The organism is Halobacteriovorax sp. HFRX-2_2 (assembly GCF_043196705.1).
Lineage (GTDB): Bacteria > Bdellovibrionota > Bacteriovoracia > Bacteriovoracales > Bacteriovoracaceae > Halobacteriovorax_A.
On the sequence record NZ_JBEBMT010000004.1, the window covers coordinates 72,501 to 89,117 of the forward strand.

Annotated in this window: 15 protein-coding genes; 10 read left to right on the top strand and 5 right to left on the bottom strand. The window is 35.5% G+C overall.

Going from position 1 to position 16,617, the window contains the following annotated elements; genetic code table 11:
* Positions 1–14: 14 nt before the first annotated feature.
* Together ABMA79_RS13205 and ABMA79_RS13210 are read right to left on the bottom strand one after the other, a co-directional pair.
* The gene (locus ABMA79_RS13205) at positions 15–1,982 is read right to left on the bottom strand and encodes a hypothetical protein (RefSeq protein ID WP_392861446.1); all 1,968 of its coding nucleotides are present in this window, start codon (positions 1,980–1,982) and stop codon (positions 15–17) included.
* A 96-nt stretch (positions 1,983–2,078) separates the two neighbouring features.
* On the bottom strand, positions 2,079–3,104 hold the full coding sequence (locus ABMA79_RS13210; protein WP_392861445.1) for a hypothetical protein: 1,026 nt from the start codon (positions 3,102–3,104) through the stop codon (positions 2,079–2,081).
* A 142-nt stretch (positions 3,105–3,246) separates the two neighbouring features.
* Here ABMA79_RS13210 and ABMA79_RS13215 point away from each other — a divergent pair, with 142 nt between their 5' ends.
* From ABMA79_RS13215 to hutI, 8 genes are read left to right on the top strand one after another with little or no spacing between them, the layout of a single operon-like run.
* Positions 3,247–4,125, top strand: coding sequence for a hypothetical protein (locus ABMA79_RS13215; protein WP_392861443.1), 879 nt, complete (start codon positions 3,247–3,249; stop codon positions 4,123–4,125).
* A gap of 11 nt (positions 4,126–4,136) precedes the next feature.
* On the top strand, positions 4,137–4,844 hold the full coding sequence (locus tag ABMA79_RS13220; protein WP_392861442.1) for a hypothetical protein: 708 nt from the start codon (positions 4,137–4,139) through the stop codon (positions 4,842–4,844).
* Positions 4,841–5,947 (top strand): LptF/LptG family permease, encoded by a 1,107-nt coding sequence (locus tag ABMA79_RS13225; protein ID WP_392861440.1) that lies wholly within the window; start codon positions 4,841–4,843, stop codon positions 5,945–5,947. Before ABMA79_RS13220 ends, ABMA79_RS13225 begins: the two co-directional genes overlap by 4 nt.
* 55 nt (positions 5,948–6,002) lie before the next feature.
* Complete coding sequence (def, locus tag ABMA79_RS13230; RefSeq protein ID WP_392861439.1) at positions 6,003–6,593, top strand: peptide deformylase; 591 nt, start codon at positions 6,003–6,005, stop codon at positions 6,591–6,593.
* Entirely contained in the window at positions 6,593–7,537 is a 945-nt protein-coding gene (fmt, locus tag ABMA79_RS13235) for a methionyl-tRNA formyltransferase (RefSeq protein WP_393093168.1), read from the top strand. The genes def and fmt overlap by 1 nt, the downstream gene beginning before the upstream one ends.
* A 22-nt stretch (positions 7,538–7,559) precedes the next feature.
* Positions 7,560–8,213, top strand: a complete 654-nt coding sequence (rpe, locus tag ABMA79_RS13240; protein WP_393056873.1) for a ribulose-phosphate 3-epimerase — start codon at positions 7,560–7,562, stop codon at positions 8,211–8,213.
* Positions 8,214–8,238: 25 nt separating this feature from the next.
* Positions 8,239–9,777, top strand: a complete 1,539-nt coding sequence (gene hutH / locus ABMA79_RS13245) for a histidine ammonia-lyase (protein WP_392861436.1) — start codon at positions 8,239–8,241, stop codon at positions 9,775–9,777.
* Positions 9,777–11,003, top strand: a complete 1,227-nt coding sequence (gene hutI, locus ABMA79_RS13250) for an imidazolonepropionase (protein ID WP_393093171.1) — start codon at positions 9,777–9,779, stop codon at positions 11,001–11,003. Before hutH ends, hutI begins: the two co-directional genes overlap by 1 nt.
* On the opposite strand, the gene ABMA79_RS13255 is transcribed toward hutI, so the two are convergent.
* Positions 10,996–11,559, bottom strand: coding sequence for a TlpA family protein disulfide reductase (locus ABMA79_RS13255; protein ID WP_392861434.1), 564 nt, complete (start codon positions 11,557–11,559; stop codon positions 10,996–10,998). The two genes, hutI and ABMA79_RS13255, sit on opposite strands and share 8 nt — an antisense overlap.
* A gap of 53 nt (positions 11,560–11,612) precedes the next feature.
* On the opposite strand from ABMA79_RS13255, the gene ABMA79_RS13260 reads away from it, so the two are divergent.
* Together ABMA79_RS13260 and glpK are read left to right on the top strand one after the other, a co-directional pair.
* On the top strand, positions 11,613–11,831 hold the full coding sequence (locus ABMA79_RS13260; RefSeq protein WP_392861433.1) for a hypothetical protein: 219 nt from the start codon (positions 11,613–11,615) through the stop codon (positions 11,829–11,831).
* A gap of 37 nt (positions 11,832–11,868) precedes the next feature.
* Positions 11,869–13,347, top strand: a complete 1,479-nt coding sequence (glpK, locus tag ABMA79_RS13265; RefSeq protein WP_393093174.1) for a glycerol kinase GlpK — start codon at positions 11,869–11,871, stop codon at positions 13,345–13,347.
* A 12-nt stretch (positions 13,348–13,359) separates the two neighbouring features.
* Here glpK and radA read toward each other — a convergent pair whose 3' ends face one another.
* Positions 13,360–14,730 carry a DNA repair protein RadA gene (gene radA, locus ABMA79_RS13270; RefSeq protein ID WP_392861429.1) on the bottom strand — a complete coding sequence of 457 codons (1,371 nt, stop codon included), beginning with the start codon at positions 14,728–14,730 and terminating at the stop codon, positions 13,360–13,362.
* Complete coding sequence (gene ligA, locus ABMA79_RS13275; RefSeq protein ID WP_393093177.1) at positions 14,730–16,607, bottom strand: NAD-dependent DNA ligase LigA; 1,878 nt, start codon at positions 16,605–16,607, stop codon at positions 14,730–14,732. Before ligA ends, radA begins: the two co-directional genes overlap by 1 nt.
* Between the last annotated feature and the right edge of the window lie 10 nt (positions 16,608–16,617).

A 16,617-nucleotide genomic window follows, 5' to 3' on the forward strand; every position in this document is an offset into this window, starting at 1 on the left:
TTGGAAGCCTTTTTTTATCGATATGGATTACTCCATGTTGAACTACTTGGTGTTCTTTGCTGCGGTTGCATTAAGTTAAAATTATTATTAAAGTTAGCATTTCCAGCACCTGAAAGATCAAAATTTAATCCAGGTATACCAGAAGAATAAGAAGTATCCGCACCTGTCCAAAGATCAAATGGACTACTAGCTGTTGCTCCAGCTAACTGACTTTGCATAGCATTTAACTTGTAATTACTATAAAGGCCATTAAAGCGACTTAAGATACTCTTTTGTTCATTATAAGCAGCACCATATTTTGCATTATATGATTGATTATAATCCTGATAAGAGTTTTGTTTCCAAGAGCTATACTGGTTATAGATATATGGAAGATAAGTACTTCTAACAGTCATACAATCTTCATAACTACCACCTGATGTACAGTAACTACTTGCAAGGTCTTGAGCATATTGTTGAATATAGTCATCATAAGCATTAAGCTTCGTCATATAGTTTTTACGATCTTTAGAAGCTCTTTGCTGAATACCTTTTAGAATTTGCTGACGTCTCTTAATTGGAGAATTATCACCTGCTCTAATTAGGGCCTCATCACCCCAGTCAGCAAGTGTTCCCTGCTTAAGACGTGTGATACTTCTTTCACTATTATTTTCTGCTTCTTCTACATTTCTCTTATTAGTTCCTTCAAGTTTTACGTGTGAAAATTCTTGAGCAAGAATAATTCCTGATAGAATTTTTCTACCTGAAGTTTGCATATTACCTTCGCGAAGTGCTTCAACAACTTTCTTATATTCAGCACCATTTTCATTTTGACGATTAAATTTAGCAATTACATCATTAATTTTCTCAATCGATTCATTGATTTGATCTTTACGTCTCTCATCTGCTTCGCTATCACCTAGATCTGCATACTCTTTCATTAAGTGCTCTAGCTCGGCCTTCATCGCAGGAAGTAATTCCTTAGAAAATTTATTCATGTGACTTGCGTATTCTTGAAGTAGTTTTTTTCTAGCTTCTTTACTAACACCAAACTTATCACCTTCTTTTACATCTTCAACTGATGGAGAAATATCACTTTCAATCTGCTCCATTCTTGCAACCATTTGATTTACTTCCTCATCAATTAGTTGATGTTGAATTCCAGAAAGAATTCTCGTTAGGTCATCATAATTTCCACCTGAATCACTTCTTAGATTTTTAAGACTTTCAGCTATATCTGTAAGGTTCTTTCCATTACAGGCAGCAATGGCCTCTTCTCGAAGTTCGTATTCATTCGTTTTATTTGCCATAACTTTATGATCTGCTGGCTTTGCATAATCCATACAATTAAACGAAGAATCGCTGAATGAAGTATGTTGAGCAACGTTAGCTAAACCAAATGGCATATCGTTTTTATAGTCAAAGTCCTTATTTGTAGAAGCGATAACTAACTCAGAGTTTCTATTTCCATCAATATCTGGAAGATCAGTATCTAAAGTTACAGGAGGAGCTAGGTGCCCCTTTTCTCTTAATTTTTCAACTGTATAAAAAGATGAATCACCACCAGAGAGATGGGCCATACATTTTTCATATTCTTTTTCAATTGATTGAGTTCCAGCTGGATATTGGCTAGAGTCAATTTTCACATTGAATTTCAAGTAAACATTATTATCAATAGGATTTGTAATTGCTTCGGCGCTTATATCTTTAATACAAGCAGAAACCCTTGTTGGTAGATTTACTAAGATTTTTCCATTAGCAATTGTATAGCTTGGAGTATCTCCTAAAAGAAGTGTCTTCATAAATCCATATGAAACTGCATCACCTCTTCGACATTCAATCGTAGTTGATTGACTCGATGATGAAACTGTTACTGTTCCGGCCGTTGATTGATTTGTACTTCGAGTCCCGCTCGATCCCATACCAGAGAAGACAACCTTTGCCTGTGTAGACGCCAGTGCCAGTGTACAAATTAAAAACTTTAATTGATTTGCCTTTTTCATATATTACCCTACTTAAAGTATCGCTTAAGTCATATCGGATAATTTTTTAAATACTTAAAGGCTAATAACAACTAAGCTGTAATAACAGACACTTAGCTATAACAATAAATTAATATTAGCTTCAATTTCTTGGCCTTCAACGTTAACTTGAGTCCCTTGCCTTTGTTGATTTCGCTCAAGATACTTTAAGTATTCACGATTTCGATCGGCAATTGATTTATTTGTTGAGTTAAGAAGATAGTAAGTTGGTATTTCAATTTCATAACGGTAATCAGAAGTCGTTACTTCAATATACTTTGGTAATGTATATTGCCCGTTATAAGTAACAAAGCTCTTTGGAACGATCGTATAATTTCCATTATCAGTGTTTAGGTCTAAATAGATTAATTGATGATTTTCATTTTTAAATTCACCCTTAATATTATCTAATTGAATCGACCAAACAAATTCACGATTACGTTTTACTAATTTTAAGTTATTACTTCCCTTATATAGAGATGAGTTCATAATATTCTTAAGCTCAGCTTGTTTCTGATCATTATCTGATTCTAGTGGTGACACAGGAGCTTCGCCAACAGACTCCTCATACTCCTTGGCCTTCTTTTCATATTCTTTCTTCTTAACGAGAAAGTTTTTATAGTCCTCAATTAAAGAGGCTTTTTCTTTATTAATAAGATCAGAATTTGATTTGTAATTTGGCTCAATCGCCTTAAAGACTTTATTAAAACCGAGAGAACTATTAAATGTGTAGCTTAGAATAGCGCTCTGTAAAATGTCTTTTGTCATATCTCTACCTAAGAGCTTTTCCACATTATCAAAGGCCGTAACATTTGAGACACCAGACACATTGTATGAAGGATCATCATAACGAATCACAAGTGACTTTTTGTAGTCCTTCTCATTTTCTGCCGTTATGAACATATATTTAAAATAATTTGTCACAAGATTTTCACTTGTAGCAAACTCTTCATTGGCGCCAACTCGCTTAACAACGACGTGTGCAACGACAAGTTGTTTATCAAGTTCTTTATTAGATGAGTTTCTCATTAGTCCCTCAAGTGAAGGGATCGCTGCGAATACATTTACAGTTAATATAGTTGCCAACAAAGTTATTACTTTCATATATCTCCTAAATTATTCCCCTATATTACCAAAAAAGTATTCTCGTCGTAACAACTAAAACACTGAGTATTTTGGTCAATCACTATTAAGTGACGAAATTTAAAATTGTGATTATAATTGTTATATACATTAAGGATAATACATGACTAAAACACTTTCATTAATTGCTACTATATTAGTTTTTCAATTCAACACATCTGCAAAGATCATGGACTATAAGACAACACGCCTTAAGTCGACAGGTGGTGCTGGTGTTGCTTCACTACTTATGGATGAAGCAACTGTTCTAAATCCTGCACCAATTGCATTCTTTAATATGTCATCAGTCTATTTAGAGCAAACTAAAGCTGATAATACAGACCTCAATGATTCACCAATTGGTGATTCAACGAATTATGCCGTTATTGCCTCTGATAGTTCGAAGGCCCTAAAAGGTTCGGTATCGTATGTAAAAGCAAAAAGTGGTGAAGAGAGTTATAAACAACTATCAACCTCATTTGCTTCAACAATAGGTCGCAAATCTTCTCTAGGTTTCACATATCAAGATATGAAGCGCGAAGATGTCTACCTTGGAGTGAAAGAGAAGTCAGATTATCAACAAGTAAATATTGGTGTATTTCACGCTATCACGCCTAATTTTTCATTAGGCCTTGTTGCAATGGATCCATTTGAAAAATCACCTAATAATACAAAAGCTGTTTTAGGGATGCAGTATCAATTTCAACAATATATTTCTCTCATGCTAGATGCTGGTGCAAATTATAATGAAGAAATTTCGGAAAATTCATTATGGCGTGCGGCCATTCAGTTTAGAGTCTTAAGTGATTTTTACTTAAGAGCTGGTGTGTATGATGATCAAATTGCTCTTGAATCAGGTTCTGGTTTTGGACTTAGTTGGATTCAACCAAAGCTTACACTAAACTTTGCTATCAGAAATATAAGTCTTGAGGAGTCTGTTGATTTAAAACAAGTTGCACAAGATATTAAAGAAACATCTTTTTCTGTTTCTTATCGTTTCTAAAAGCTGATCATATGGCAACAAAGAAGCCCCAAAACAAATCTAAAGATGGTGAAGAAGAGCTTAACGAAGGTGTAAAGAACGCTTATACTGATCGTTTGAAAACCTTAAAGCTTGCACTCGACTTTGTCGCAAAGAACGACATTCCTCATAGTGTTGAGAAATTCAATCACTACTTAGGAATTTTAGCAGCATATAATCGTACAACTGAAAAACATCTAACGCCAAAGATGTTTGATCCACAAAAAGATATTTCAGAGCTCTTATTGATTAGTCAGGCATATTGGAACCTTGCAAAATCTTATGACAAGAGTCCAAAGCTTCGTAGTGAGTCAATGCGTTGCCTACAACAATTTATTGCCTTTTCAATTGGCTATAAATATCAGCACGCTAATGCCCAAATTGTAAAAAAGTTTTTAAGATCAGGCCAGGCCCATAATAAAAAAGCTTTTCAGCAAGCTTACGATAAAATAAATGTGCGCTCTAAAAATTGCTATTTAGCAACACATGCCTATCCAAATAATGAAGATCTTCTTGATACATTAAGAGGTATCAAACCAACCCTAGCAAAATACAAATTAGGACAAGGATTCATCAATCGCTATTATGAGGTATCACCTCATATTGTTAAGATATTTAAAGAGAATAAATCTTTAGATTTCACTTTTAATAAGTTATTAATTAAACCATTAATTTATTTAATCTATAAAATATTAAGATGAGTGTAGTTAGAAACCTAATCACAAGAGAATGGCTAAAATTTTTCGCTGCTTCGGCAGTGGTTCTACTCTTATTGCTCTCTCTAGGAAATCTCATCTCAGGCTTTTTAAGAGAAAATGTAACGGCAAAAGAAGTTCTTCTGAGTTACTTTATCCAGCTACCAAGCTTCTTAATAAAGGTTATTCCAATCTCGTGTCTGATTGGAAGCTTATTTTCTATTAATAAACTTAAAAGTCGAAATGAGCTGGTTGCCATCTTCGCCGGTGGTTACTCTCGACAAAGCTATCTTAGAGATATCCTGCTAACATCTATTTATATCGCAATTTTTCAATTCATCCTAAGTGCTTATATCAGCCCGTATATTAACTCGAGAAGATTTAGTATCCTTGATAGTCCAGATGAAAAGTTTAGAGTCTTCAAAAAGAAAGGACTCTCTTCTTCCACAATTAAGTCTGGTAAGATCTGGTATAAGTCACCTAAGTATTACTTTGCCTTTTCAAGCTTCGATAAGAAAACCAATACCCTAAATGAAGTAACGATTTATCACTATAATACGGGACGAGAGTTAACGAAGATTGATACTTTCAAAATGTTAAGCTATGACTCTCGCACCGAGAGATGGTGGCCAACAAACGGAACAGGTTATGATGAACTTGATTCACCATCTTTTCCAAAAATAGATATTGTGGAACTGCCTCTTACACTCAATGAAAGTATTGAAGAATTTACTAAAATTGAAGCAGATATCTCAACATTAACTTTTCTACGACTTTACGACTATATAACCCAGCTAAACAATAATGGCATTAATGTTAATGAGTACCTAGTTATGTTCTATATGCATATTTCCGAAGGACTTATTTGTATTATCTTCGCACTCATTGCAGCAACTAGTATCTTTAATCCAAATCGTCGAAATAGTTCATTTGGGCGCAGTGTTGCCTTTATTTTTATTTTCACAATTCTATACTGGCTAGTGCAATCATATTTTATTGAGCTAGGTAAAAACTTGAAAATTAGTCCGTTCTTAGCGACATTTTCAGTCCCCTTTCTGTTCACCATTGTAATCGTTCTTATCTTCTTTAAAAACAGACGTTTAACGTAAACGATTTACAGCTGAAAGCTGGACTTGTGCGTCGCACACATGCTATAAGAATTCCATGAATAAATCAGAAGAATTTTTAAAAGATTACACTCTAGAAGGTGAAAAGCTAGAGATTTTTACTTACCCAGCACCTGTTCTAAAAAAGGTGGCAGCACCAGTTGAAAAGTTTGACGACGAGCTCAAAAAGCTTTGTAAGGATATGCTTTTTACAATGTACCATGCCCCGGGAATTGGTTTAGCGGCACCACAAATTGGTGTTTCTGATCGCATTTTTGTTATGGATATCGATTTTCATAGCAAAGAAATTACTCGTGCTGACGGGACAAAAGATCAAGAGCTATCAAATTTTAACCCAAGAATTTTCATCAATCCTAAGATTGAAAAACTTCAAGGTGAAATTCTTTATGAAGAAGGGTGTCTTTCAGTTCCAGGAATTTATGAAGAAGTAAAACGTTCAGAACAAATTCGTGTTACTTATCAAGACATTGAAGGAAACGAACAAGTCTTAGAAGTTGATGGACTTCTATCTGTTTGTATTCAACACGAAAATGATCACCTAGATGGGATCGTTTTTCTTGAAAGACTTTCAACTCTTAAAAGAAACTTCTTAACTAAGAGATATATGAAAAGGGTTAAGGGTAGATAGTGAAAAAACTTAAGGCAGTATTCTTTGGTACACCAGATTTTTCATGCCCAAGTTTAGAACTTCTGGCCAATCACCCACAAATTGATCTTAAACTTGTTATTAGTATGCCAGATAGGCCAGCAGGAAGAGGACAAAAACTTCAGTCACCTCCTGTTATTACTTATTGCAAAGACAATAAGATTAAATTCTATCAAACAGAAAATATCAATAAGGATGAAGAGCTTCTAAAGCTATTAGATGAAGTCGATGCAGACTTTTATCTCGTTCTTGCTTTTGCTCAATTCCTTGGCTCAAAAGTATTAAATAAACCAAAATTAGGATGTTTCAATATTCACACTTCTCTACTTCCTAAGTATCGAGGAGCAGCTCCAATTCAATACGCTCTATTAAATGGTGACACGGAAACTGGTGTCTCAATTCAAAAGATGGTTAAGAAAATGGATGCTGGCGATATTGTAAAAGAATCAAAGCTTAATATTGCTTTTGAAGAAACTGGTGGACAGCTTTACACAAGACTTAAGTTTGCAGCATCTTTAACACTTAATGATTTTGTCACTGACATGCTTAATGACGAAGTTACTTCGTATGAGCAAGATGAGTCGAAAGTAAGCTTTGCTCCTACTCTTAAGAAAGAAGACGGTCATATCAAGTTTTTAGAAAGTGACTTTAATACAATTCATAACCAAGTTAGGGCCCTAAAGCCTTGGCCAGGAACTTATTGTTTCTTAAATGAGAAACGCTTGAAAGTTATTGAGATATCTAAGTATGACAATGCTGGACTTAAGCCTGGGGAAGTAAAAGTAGCGGATAATAAAATCTTAGTTGGATGTACTGATTCGACAATAAGACTAAATATGATCCAACTTGAAGGTAAAAAAGCTTGCCGTGATACAGACGCAGTCAATGGCCTTACTAATAAATTCGATAGTTTTAAAATTTCATAACAATATTGCTAAGGGGATTTAGATGCAAACAATTATCTCACCAAGCATTTTAGCTGCTGATTTTACAAACCTAATATCTGATATTTCAGTAATTGAGGATGTAAAAGACCTTTGGCTTCATCTTGATGTTATGGATGGCCACTTCGTACCAAACCTAACATTTGGTATTCCTGTAATTAAACAGATTAAAAAAATCACTAATATTCCACTCGATGTTCATCTAATGGTGACAAATCCAGAGTTCCACTTTGAAGCACTAAAAGATTCTGAAATCGAGAATATTACATATCATTTTGAAATCAATTGTGATCATCACGCATTGATTAAGAAGTATCGCAACAACTATAAAAGCATTGGCCTGTCGGTAAAACCAGCAACAGATATCGAAAGTATCCCACTTGATCTTTTAAAAGAGATCGATCTACTTCTCGTTATGTCTGTCGAGCCAGGTTTTGGTGGACAAAGTTTTATGCCAAATGCTTTGGACAAAATTGCATACCTTAAAAAGATGAAAGAAGAACATAACCTAAAATTACAAATACAAGTTGATGGTGGGATCAATCAAGACACTGCAAAACAATGTCTTGATAAAGGTGCTCACAACCTTGTTGCTGGGTCGTATATTTTCGGCAAGGCCAAGGATCAATATAAAACACAAATAGAGACATTAAGATAAGATTAGACAAAATAGGACGACAAAGATGAAAGAAATTATTATCGATGGCCACAGCCTAAGTGTTGATGACATTTATGAAGTATCATTTGCAAAAAAGGATACAGTTAAAGTTAAACTAAGCGACATCGCTCGTGAAAATATTTTAAAATCAAAAGAGTACGTACAAAATATCGTCGATAAAGGTGAGCCAGTTTATGGTATCAACACTGGCTTCGGTGCTTTATCTGATAAATTTATTGAAAGAGAAGACCTTGCTCAACTACAAGTTAACTTAATCCGTTCACATTGTACTGGAGTTGGAAAACCTTTCTCTAAAGAAGTAACAAAAGCAATCATGCTTCTTAGAGCAAATTGTCTTGCATCAGGATTCTCTGGTGTAACAATTGACGCTATCGAATTATTAATTGAGTTTATCAACAATGATATTATTCCAGTGGTACCTGAAAAAGGTTCTGTTGGAGCCTCAGGTGACCTTGCTCCCCTTTCACATATTGCCCTAGCACTTATTGGTGAAGGTGAAGTTATCTATGGTGGAAAGGAAGTTCGTTCTGATTTCGCCATTAGAGATATTGGTAGAGAGCCTGTAGTCCTAGGGCCAAAAGATGGGCTTGCACTTATTAACGGTACGGCCGTTATGGCAGCACTTGGTGCAATTGCAATTAAACAATCAGAAAACTTAGTTCGTGTTGCCGATATTTGTGCAGCAACAACTCTTGACGGAGTTCGTGGAACACTTAGAGCATATGATCATAAAATTCACGGACTAAAGCCACATCCAGGACAAATGGCAAGTGCTATTAACGTGAACAATATCATCGCAGGTAGTGAAATCTTAGACTCGCATGTTGACTGTGGAAAGGTACAAGACCCTTACTCACTAAGATGTGTTCCTCAGGTTCACGGTGCTTCAAGACAAACTCTTGCTCACGCAAAAGAAGTTTTAGGAATTGAACTTAACGCTGTTACAGACAATCCTCTTATCTTCTTAGGTGAAGACGAAGTTATCTCAGGTGGAAACTTTCACGGTGAAGCTATTGCAATGGCAATGGATTACTTAGCAATTGGTATAGCTGAACTTTGTAATATCAGTGAAAGACGTGTTGAGAAAATGATGAACCCAACATTCTCTGATCTACCAGCATTCTTAACTCCTGAATCAGGACTAAATAGTGGTCTAATGATCGCACACGTTACTGCAGCAGCTCTAACTTCAGAAAATAAATACCTATGTCATCCAGCAAGTGTGGATTCGGTTCCTACTTCAACAGATAAAGAAGATCATGTTTCAATGGGTGTAACTTCAGGGCGTAAGCTTCACGAAGTAATTGAGAACGCGACAAAATGTTTAGCGATTGAGCTACTATGTAACTCACAAGCTATTGAATTTCATCGCCCTCTTAAATCTTCACCAGCAATTGAAGAGTTAATTTCACACATTAGAAAATCTGTTGATAAAATTGTGGAAGATAGAGTTTTCTATCGTGACATCAATAATATTGAAGCTCTAATTGCTAATGGTGAGTTACTGAGAGCAGTTGAAAAGCATACAGGAAAATTACAGTAATGATCATCTACAAGAATATTAACGAAGTCTTAACTCTTGAAGCGGCCCAAAAAAAAGATGGCCGCAATCTTCTTCCTGAAGATATTTCAATTCTTCACCACGGTGCAATCGTATTTGAAGAAGATGAAATCGTATGGGTTGGTGACAGCGATAGTATTCCTGTAGAGTATCTAAAAAAAGCGAAGCTTGTTAAAGACCTTGAAGGTTATGTAATCACTCCAGAACTTGTCGATTCTCACACACACCTTATCTTTGGTGGTAATCGTGCAAACGAATACCAAATGAGATTAAATGGTGCAGACTATGAAGAAATTGCAAAAGCTGGTGGTGGAATTGTTGCAACTTCAAAAGGAACTAATAATACAAGTGACGAAGAACTACTAAATAGCTGTCGAGACAGAATTAAGAGAATTGCTAGTTACGGTGTAGGAACAATTGAAGTAAAATCTGGTTATTCACTTTCATTTGAAGGTGAAATGCGAATGACAAAGTTAATCGCGCAACTTAAAAAAGAGTTTGCTCCAGATATTCAAATCTTCAATACATTCATGCCCGCCCATGCTCTTCCAAAGAATTATGATTCAACACAGAAGTATATGGATGAAATTGTCATCCCTCTTCTTCATGAAGTCGCTCCACTTAATATCATTGATTGTGTGGATATCTTCCATGAACAAGGCTACTTTGATTCAGAAGACGTTAAGAAGCTAGCTCAAGCAGCTCAGGAATATGGCATACCATTAAAAACCCATGCTGATGAATTTAATGACAATAAAGGTGCTATTCTTGCCTGCGAGTTAGGAGCGCTTAGTACTGATCACCTTCTGTGTACAACTGAAGATGGAATAAAGAAATTAGCTGAATCAAAAACAGTAGCAACCGTTCTTCCTGGAACTGGAATCTACTTAGGAAAGCCTAAAGCAGATGCTAAGCAATTAGCTGACGGTGGCTGCAAGCTGGCCATTGCATCAGATTATAATCCAGGATCTTGCCACTGTGACAACTTACTTCTCTTAGCTTCAATCTGTGCCCCAATGTATAAGATCAACATGACTCAGATGTGGGCAGGGATTACTTTAAATGCAGCTGCTGCTGTTGGAAAGTATGACCAAGGCGCAATCATCGAAAGATTTAAGCCTCGTTTTAGTATCTTTAAAACGAATACTATTTCTGAAATTACTTATAATTGGGGAAGAAACCTAGCAGTTGATAAGAACTCTATTTAAGCCACTCGCGAATTTTTTCTTTAAATTCTTCAGAGTTGAAATCTTTCGAGCCTTTTGCAACTTCAACGACGCGGCCATCTTTGTAAACAATTGATACAGGGATGGCAGAAACCATAAAGGCATCTGTTAGCTTACCCTGAGAATCTTTAACAACATCGAAATTTACATTGTATTTTTTTACAACGTCTTTAATCTTCTTTAGTTGCTTTTGACCTTCGTCAGAGTTAACTGCAATAATTTTAAGTTTTGGATCTTTAATTTCAGAGCGAAGACTTACCAGACTTGGAAATTCTTCAAGACATGGTGTACACCAACTGGCCCAGAAATTTAAAATAACAACACCCTTAGAAAGCTCTTCTTTTTTATAAGTTTTACCTTCTGTTGATTTTAAATCAGGACGAACGAGCATTGATTCATAATGTTGAATCTTTTTAACATCCACACCAGCGACCTTGGCAGTTGTAAAACTGTCATCAGTCACAAATAGTGACCCAAGAACTAGTACGCATGCAACTAGTAGGATCTTATATGGAAATTTTTTTCTTTCTGTACTCAACTCTTAACCCCAGTTAGAATGGTATTATACACTTAATTAGGTAAGATTGCACTATGCAAAAAACGCAAGACAAAGAGCTAGAGAAAAAAATTCTTAATCAAGCTGGGCAAACCTTTGTCGAGTTCATCTTTTTACTTGTTATCTTAATCGGTCTATCCGTCACACTTCTAAAGGGAAGTAACTTCTTTTTAGCTAAACAATGGGAAATTGCAATCAACAGCATTGCGCGTAATTACCCAGGCCATAATCCCGGTGTAAAATTAACTGAATAGCTTTTTACTATAAATTAACTCTTATACTGGAGTAAAAATGTATATTTTATCTTTAGACCAAGGTACTACAGGTACTACTGCTACTATTATCGACGCTAAAACTTTTAAGTTTGTTGATAAAGAAAATCAAGAATTCAAACAGTACTTCCCAGACACAGGTTGGGTTGAACACGATCTCGATGAAATTTGGAAGAGCGTAAAGAGCACCGTTCAAAGTGTTCTTAAAAGAAATAATATTGATGCCAAAGATATTGCCTCGATTGGAATTACTAACCAAAGAGAGACAACTTGTGCCTTTAACCGCAAAGGTGATGCCTTGGCCAAGGCCATCGTTTGGCAAGATCGTAGAACAGCAGATTTCTGTGAAAGCATGAAGGCCCAAGAGGACAATTTCAAAAAAGTTACTGGTCTTCCACTTGATCCATATTTTTCAGGAACGAAAATGCATTGGTTATTAAATAATAACCAATACGTGAAAGAAGCCTACAAGAATCATGACCTACGATTTGGAACAATCGATACTTTCCTACTTTATCGTCTAACAAATGGTGAAGCATATAGAACAGATGTATCCAATGCATCAAGAACATTACTTATGTCACTTGATACATGTAATTGGGACGCAAATCTCAGTGAAGCTCTAGGAATAGATCAGACATGCTTACCAGAAGTATGTGAATCTATCTGTGACTTTGGAAAAACAAAAGGCCTAGACTTTCTTCCAGACGGAATTCCTATTAATGGAATACTAGGAGATCAACAAGCTGCACTCTTTGGCCAAGCTTGTTTCACAAAGGGAACAGGAAAGTGTACCTATGGTACTGGTGCATTTATGCTGGTTAACACTGGTGAAGAAAAAAAATATTCTGAACACGGCCTTCTAACAACAGTTGCTTATAAGTATCAGGGTAAGACTTATTATGCTCTTGAAGGCTCTTGCTATATTGCAGGGGCATGTGTTCAATGGCTTAGAGATAATCTTCAAATCATTGATAATGCAGCTCAAACAGAAGATAAAGCAAATGCTATTAAAGATCTAAATCAAATTAAAGATCTTATATTACTTCCATTCTTTACAGGGATTGGCTCACCATATTGGAAACCTCATGCAAAAGCGGCATTAATTGGAATGACACGCGCAACGGATACGAATGATATTTGTCGTGCTGCTCTTGAGGGAATTGCTTTAAGTATTAATGATCTAATTAAGGCCATGAAGAGCGACATGGGAAGCGATCTTGAAGAATTCAAAGTAGATGGTGGTGCTGTTGCAAATAATCTCTTAATGCAAATTCAGGCCGATATCTCGGGGATCAATGTTACGAGACCTAAGGTTATTGAAACGACTTCTTATGGTGCAGCTTTAGCTGCTGCTATTGGCGCAGGTCTAATGTCTATTGATGATGTAAGTAAGCAATGGGAAAAAGAATCATTCTTTGAATCTTCAACAGCTAATTCTGAATACTTCGATTATAAAAAGAATCTTTGGAATAGATATATTCAAGTAAATTTTTAAATATACTAGGGGCTAGTCCCCTAGTACTTTAAATATATCTGTAACTTTTCTAACTGGAATAATTTTTAATTTTGATTTCTTAGAGTAATCTTTTGCAACCTTTGGAGAGGCCACAAGGGTCTTATAATTGAGTTGTTCCATTTCCTTAATTCGCATCTCCATATGAGGAACTGTCCTAACTTCCCCAGTAAGTCCCACTTCTCCTAAGAAAACTGTATCCTTAGGAATTGGTTTAGACTTATATGAACTTAAAAGAGCTGCAATGATACTTAAGTCTGACTCTCGAGTCGTAAGCTTCATACTTCCAACAACATTGACATAAATATCATTCATGCCCATCGGAATATTTGCATACTTTTCAATGATTGCAACCATCATAGCAACTCGATTATTATCAAGTCCTTGAGTTGTACGACGTCCATTACCAAACTTATTTTCAGCAACGAGAGCTTGAACCTCAACAAATAAAGGTCGCGTCCCTTCCTTAATACAAGTTAAGCTTTTTCCAAAGCTATCTTCTAAATCGTCATCTAAGAAGAATTGTGATGGATTCTTAACTTCATTCAGTCCATCTTCTTGCATTTCAAAAATGCCTACTTCATTTGTATTTCCAAAACGATTTTTAATAGCTCTTAGCATTCTATAGTGACCAAACTGATCACCTTCAAAGTAAATAACCGTGTCTACCATGTGCTCAAGAATTTTAGGACCAGCAATCGCACCATCTTTTGTAATATGGCCAACAACAAAACAAGTAATTCCTGTTGCTTTAACATGATTCATTAACTCGTAAGTAACCTCACGAATTTGAGAAACTGTTCCCGGAGGAGATTGTAACTCACTTGAAGTTGTCGTTTGAATCGAATCTAAAACCATAAAACGTGGTTTAATTTTTTTGATTTGATTTAGAATATTTTGCCAATTTGTTTCGTTATAAATATAGAATGAATCATTTTTAAGGCCCATGCGTTTTGCACGTCCAGCAACCTGTCCCTCACTTTCTTCACCACTAACATAAAGAAAGCTTTGATCATTTTGCTGACCTGAAAGTTTTGAAAGCATTTCTGTAAGTAGTGTCGATTTACCAATACCGGGTTCACCACCAATTAAGATAAGAGAGCCTGGAACTAAGCCTCCACCTACGACTCGGTCAAATTCACCGATGCCAGTACTTACACGGTTGTATGTTTCAACTTCGATTTCCTTTAGCTTTTTTGGTGCTGTTTCACCAACGGCCTTAACTTTTATACTTTCTTGGACAGGTGAAAAAGTTTCTTCGACAAAACTATTCCACTCGCCACAGTCAGTACAACGTCCCATCCACTTTGCAGTTTGAAATCCACAATTTGAACATTCAAAAACTTTTTTACTTTTCTTGGCCATTAATCAATCATTCCCATTACTTCATCTTCTGACTTTATCGTAATTCCTAAATCTAGTGCCTTCTTATATTTAGAAGACCTAGCTTCAGTTTCATTTGTAAGAAGAATATCAGTGTTCTTGCTAACAGAACCAACAGGTGTTCCACCTGCGGCCTTAATATCTTTTTCGATATCACTTCTTTTTCGTGATAGAGAACCAGTAATACAAATTTTTAATCCAGCCAATCCAGAGCCAACTTCTTCTTCTAATACTTCAAAAGTGAAACCAAGAGCTTGTAGATTTTTAATTAAATCTTTCTTTTCTTGTAATGAGTTTACAAAAGTTGTGGCAGACTTTTCTGCAAATCCTTCAAGAGTTGCAAGCTCATCTGCATTCATATTTAATAGTTTTTCTATTGAATCAAAACCACCATGAACTACTTTTTCACATTTATTATAGGCACCACCTGTAATTCCTAGAGCTGAAATAAATGTAATTAGATCTGCCTTCTTTGATCCTTCAATACTTGTAAGAAGTTTTGTGGCCAATTTATCTTTCACTTTATCAAGTGTTAGTAACTGATCCATTTCTAGCTTATAAAGATCTTCAATTGTTGTTACTAACTTCTTACGAATCATCTCTTCAAGACGTTTAGAGCTTAGATCATCAATACCAATTTTTTGAATAAAGTTTAATATCGCTTCTTTAACTTGAGCTGGACAAGCAGGGTTCTTACAAAAGAGTCGAATGTCTTCGATGACGACTTTAGACTCGCAACTTGGACAACATTCTGGAATTAGAAATTCATTTTGAGACTCTTCAATTGTCTGAAGAAATTTAGGAATAACTTCTCCACTTCTAATTATCTGAATCTTATCCCCTGCTTTTAAATTATGCTGTTTAACCATTCCATAATTATGCAGAGTCACGCGAGAAATGACAGCACCACTAATAGAAACAGGCTCAACTTCACCTACAGGAGTTAAGATACCATTTCGAGATACTTGCCATGTAATTGAATTAAGAGTTGTTTGTACCGTCTCTCCTTCAAATTTAAAGGCCATCTTATAACGTGGATGATGAGCTGTTTCTCCAAGTTCTTCATGTAGCTTTATTTCATTGTAGACAAAAACAAGCCCATCAATCAAATAATCTCCATTGGCCATAAAGTCTTTGGCATCATCAATCGCAACTTCATAATCTTTCTTTGTATGCATGAGAGTATATTCAAGAATATCGAAATCTTCTTTCTTGAGTGTTTCATACTTCTGACTTTCTTTTTCGAAGTCTAGGCCGATTAGATCAAAGGCCTTAAAATTGATATAAGAACATAGACTGATATTTTCTTTTCTACCTACTAGACCTGCGACAATATTTCTTTGAGATGAAGGTCTCTCTAACCCTTGAGCAACCATTGTTTCTGAAAGGTGAAAAAAAGATTGTTCATCACAATACATCTCACCTCGAATTTCAATTCTATCCTTAATAGAAATTGATCCTGGAACACCTTTCATCCATTGAACTTTTTGTGTGATATTTTCACCGTAAGTTCCATCGCCTCTAGTCTTAGCTAACACTAGGTGTCCGTCTTCATAGATAAGAGAACAAGAGACACCATCAACTTTATAAATTCCTAAGACTTCGTATTTCTTGGCCCAAGAAATTAGCTCATCGACTTTATAGGTTTTACCAAGTGATAACATTTTCTTGTCGTGCTTTACTTTATCAAGTGAAGTGATTGTTGAACCAACAAGATTGAGAACTGAGTTTTCTGGATCTAATTTTCTTAACTCATCTTCTAATTTGTCATATTCAATATCTGTAATTTCTGGTTTTCCAGCATAGTACAATGCCTTATGGATCTTGATTTGATCGGCCAATTCTTTTATACGTTTCATGTTCTTTCTC

Coding starts and splice junctions, on each gene's coding strand:
- rpe (WP_393056873.1), top strand. CDS start 7,560: ATGCAAACAATTATCTCACCAAGCATTTTAGCTGCTGATTTTACAAAC.
- hutH (WP_392861436.1), top strand. CDS start 8,239: ATGAAAGAAATTATTATCGATGGCCACAGCCTAAGTGTTGATGACATT.
- ligA (WP_393093177.1), bottom strand. CDS start 16,607: ATGAAACGTATAAAAGAATTGGCCGATCAAATCAAGATCCATAAGGCA.
- ABMA79_RS13215 (WP_392861443.1), top strand. CDS start 3,247: ATGACTAAAACACTTTCATTAATTGCTACTATATTAGTTTTTCAATTC.
- ABMA79_RS13220 (WP_392861442.1), top strand. CDS start 4,137: ATGGCAACAAAGAAGCCCCAAAACAAATCTAAAGATGGTGAAGAAGAG.
- ABMA79_RS13205 (WP_392861446.1), bottom strand. CDS start 1,982: ATGAAAAAGGCAAATCAATTAAAGTTTTTAATTTGTACACTGGCACTG.
- def (WP_392861439.1), top strand. CDS start 6,003: ATGAATAAATCAGAAGAATTTTTAAAAGATTACACTCTAGAAGGTGAA.
- glpK (WP_393093174.1), top strand. CDS start 11,869: ATGTATATTTTATCTTTAGACCAAGGTACTACAGGTACTACTGCTACT.
- ABMA79_RS13225 (WP_392861440.1), top strand. CDS start 4,841: ATGAGTGTAGTTAGAAACCTAATCACAAGAGAATGGCTAAAATTTTTC.
- ABMA79_RS13260 (WP_392861433.1), top strand. CDS start 11,613: ATGCAAAAAACGCAAGACAAAGAGCTAGAGAAAAAAATTCTTAATCAA.
- ABMA79_RS13210 (WP_392861445.1), bottom strand. CDS start 3,104: ATGAAAGTAATAACTTTGTTGGCAACTATATTAACTGTAAATGTATTC.
- hutI (WP_393093171.1), top strand. CDS start 9,777: ATGATCATCTACAAGAATATTAACGAAGTCTTAACTCTTGAAGCGGCC.
- radA (WP_392861429.1), bottom strand. CDS start 14,730: ATGGCCAAGAAAAGTAAAAAAGTTTTTGAATGTTCAAATTGTGGATTT.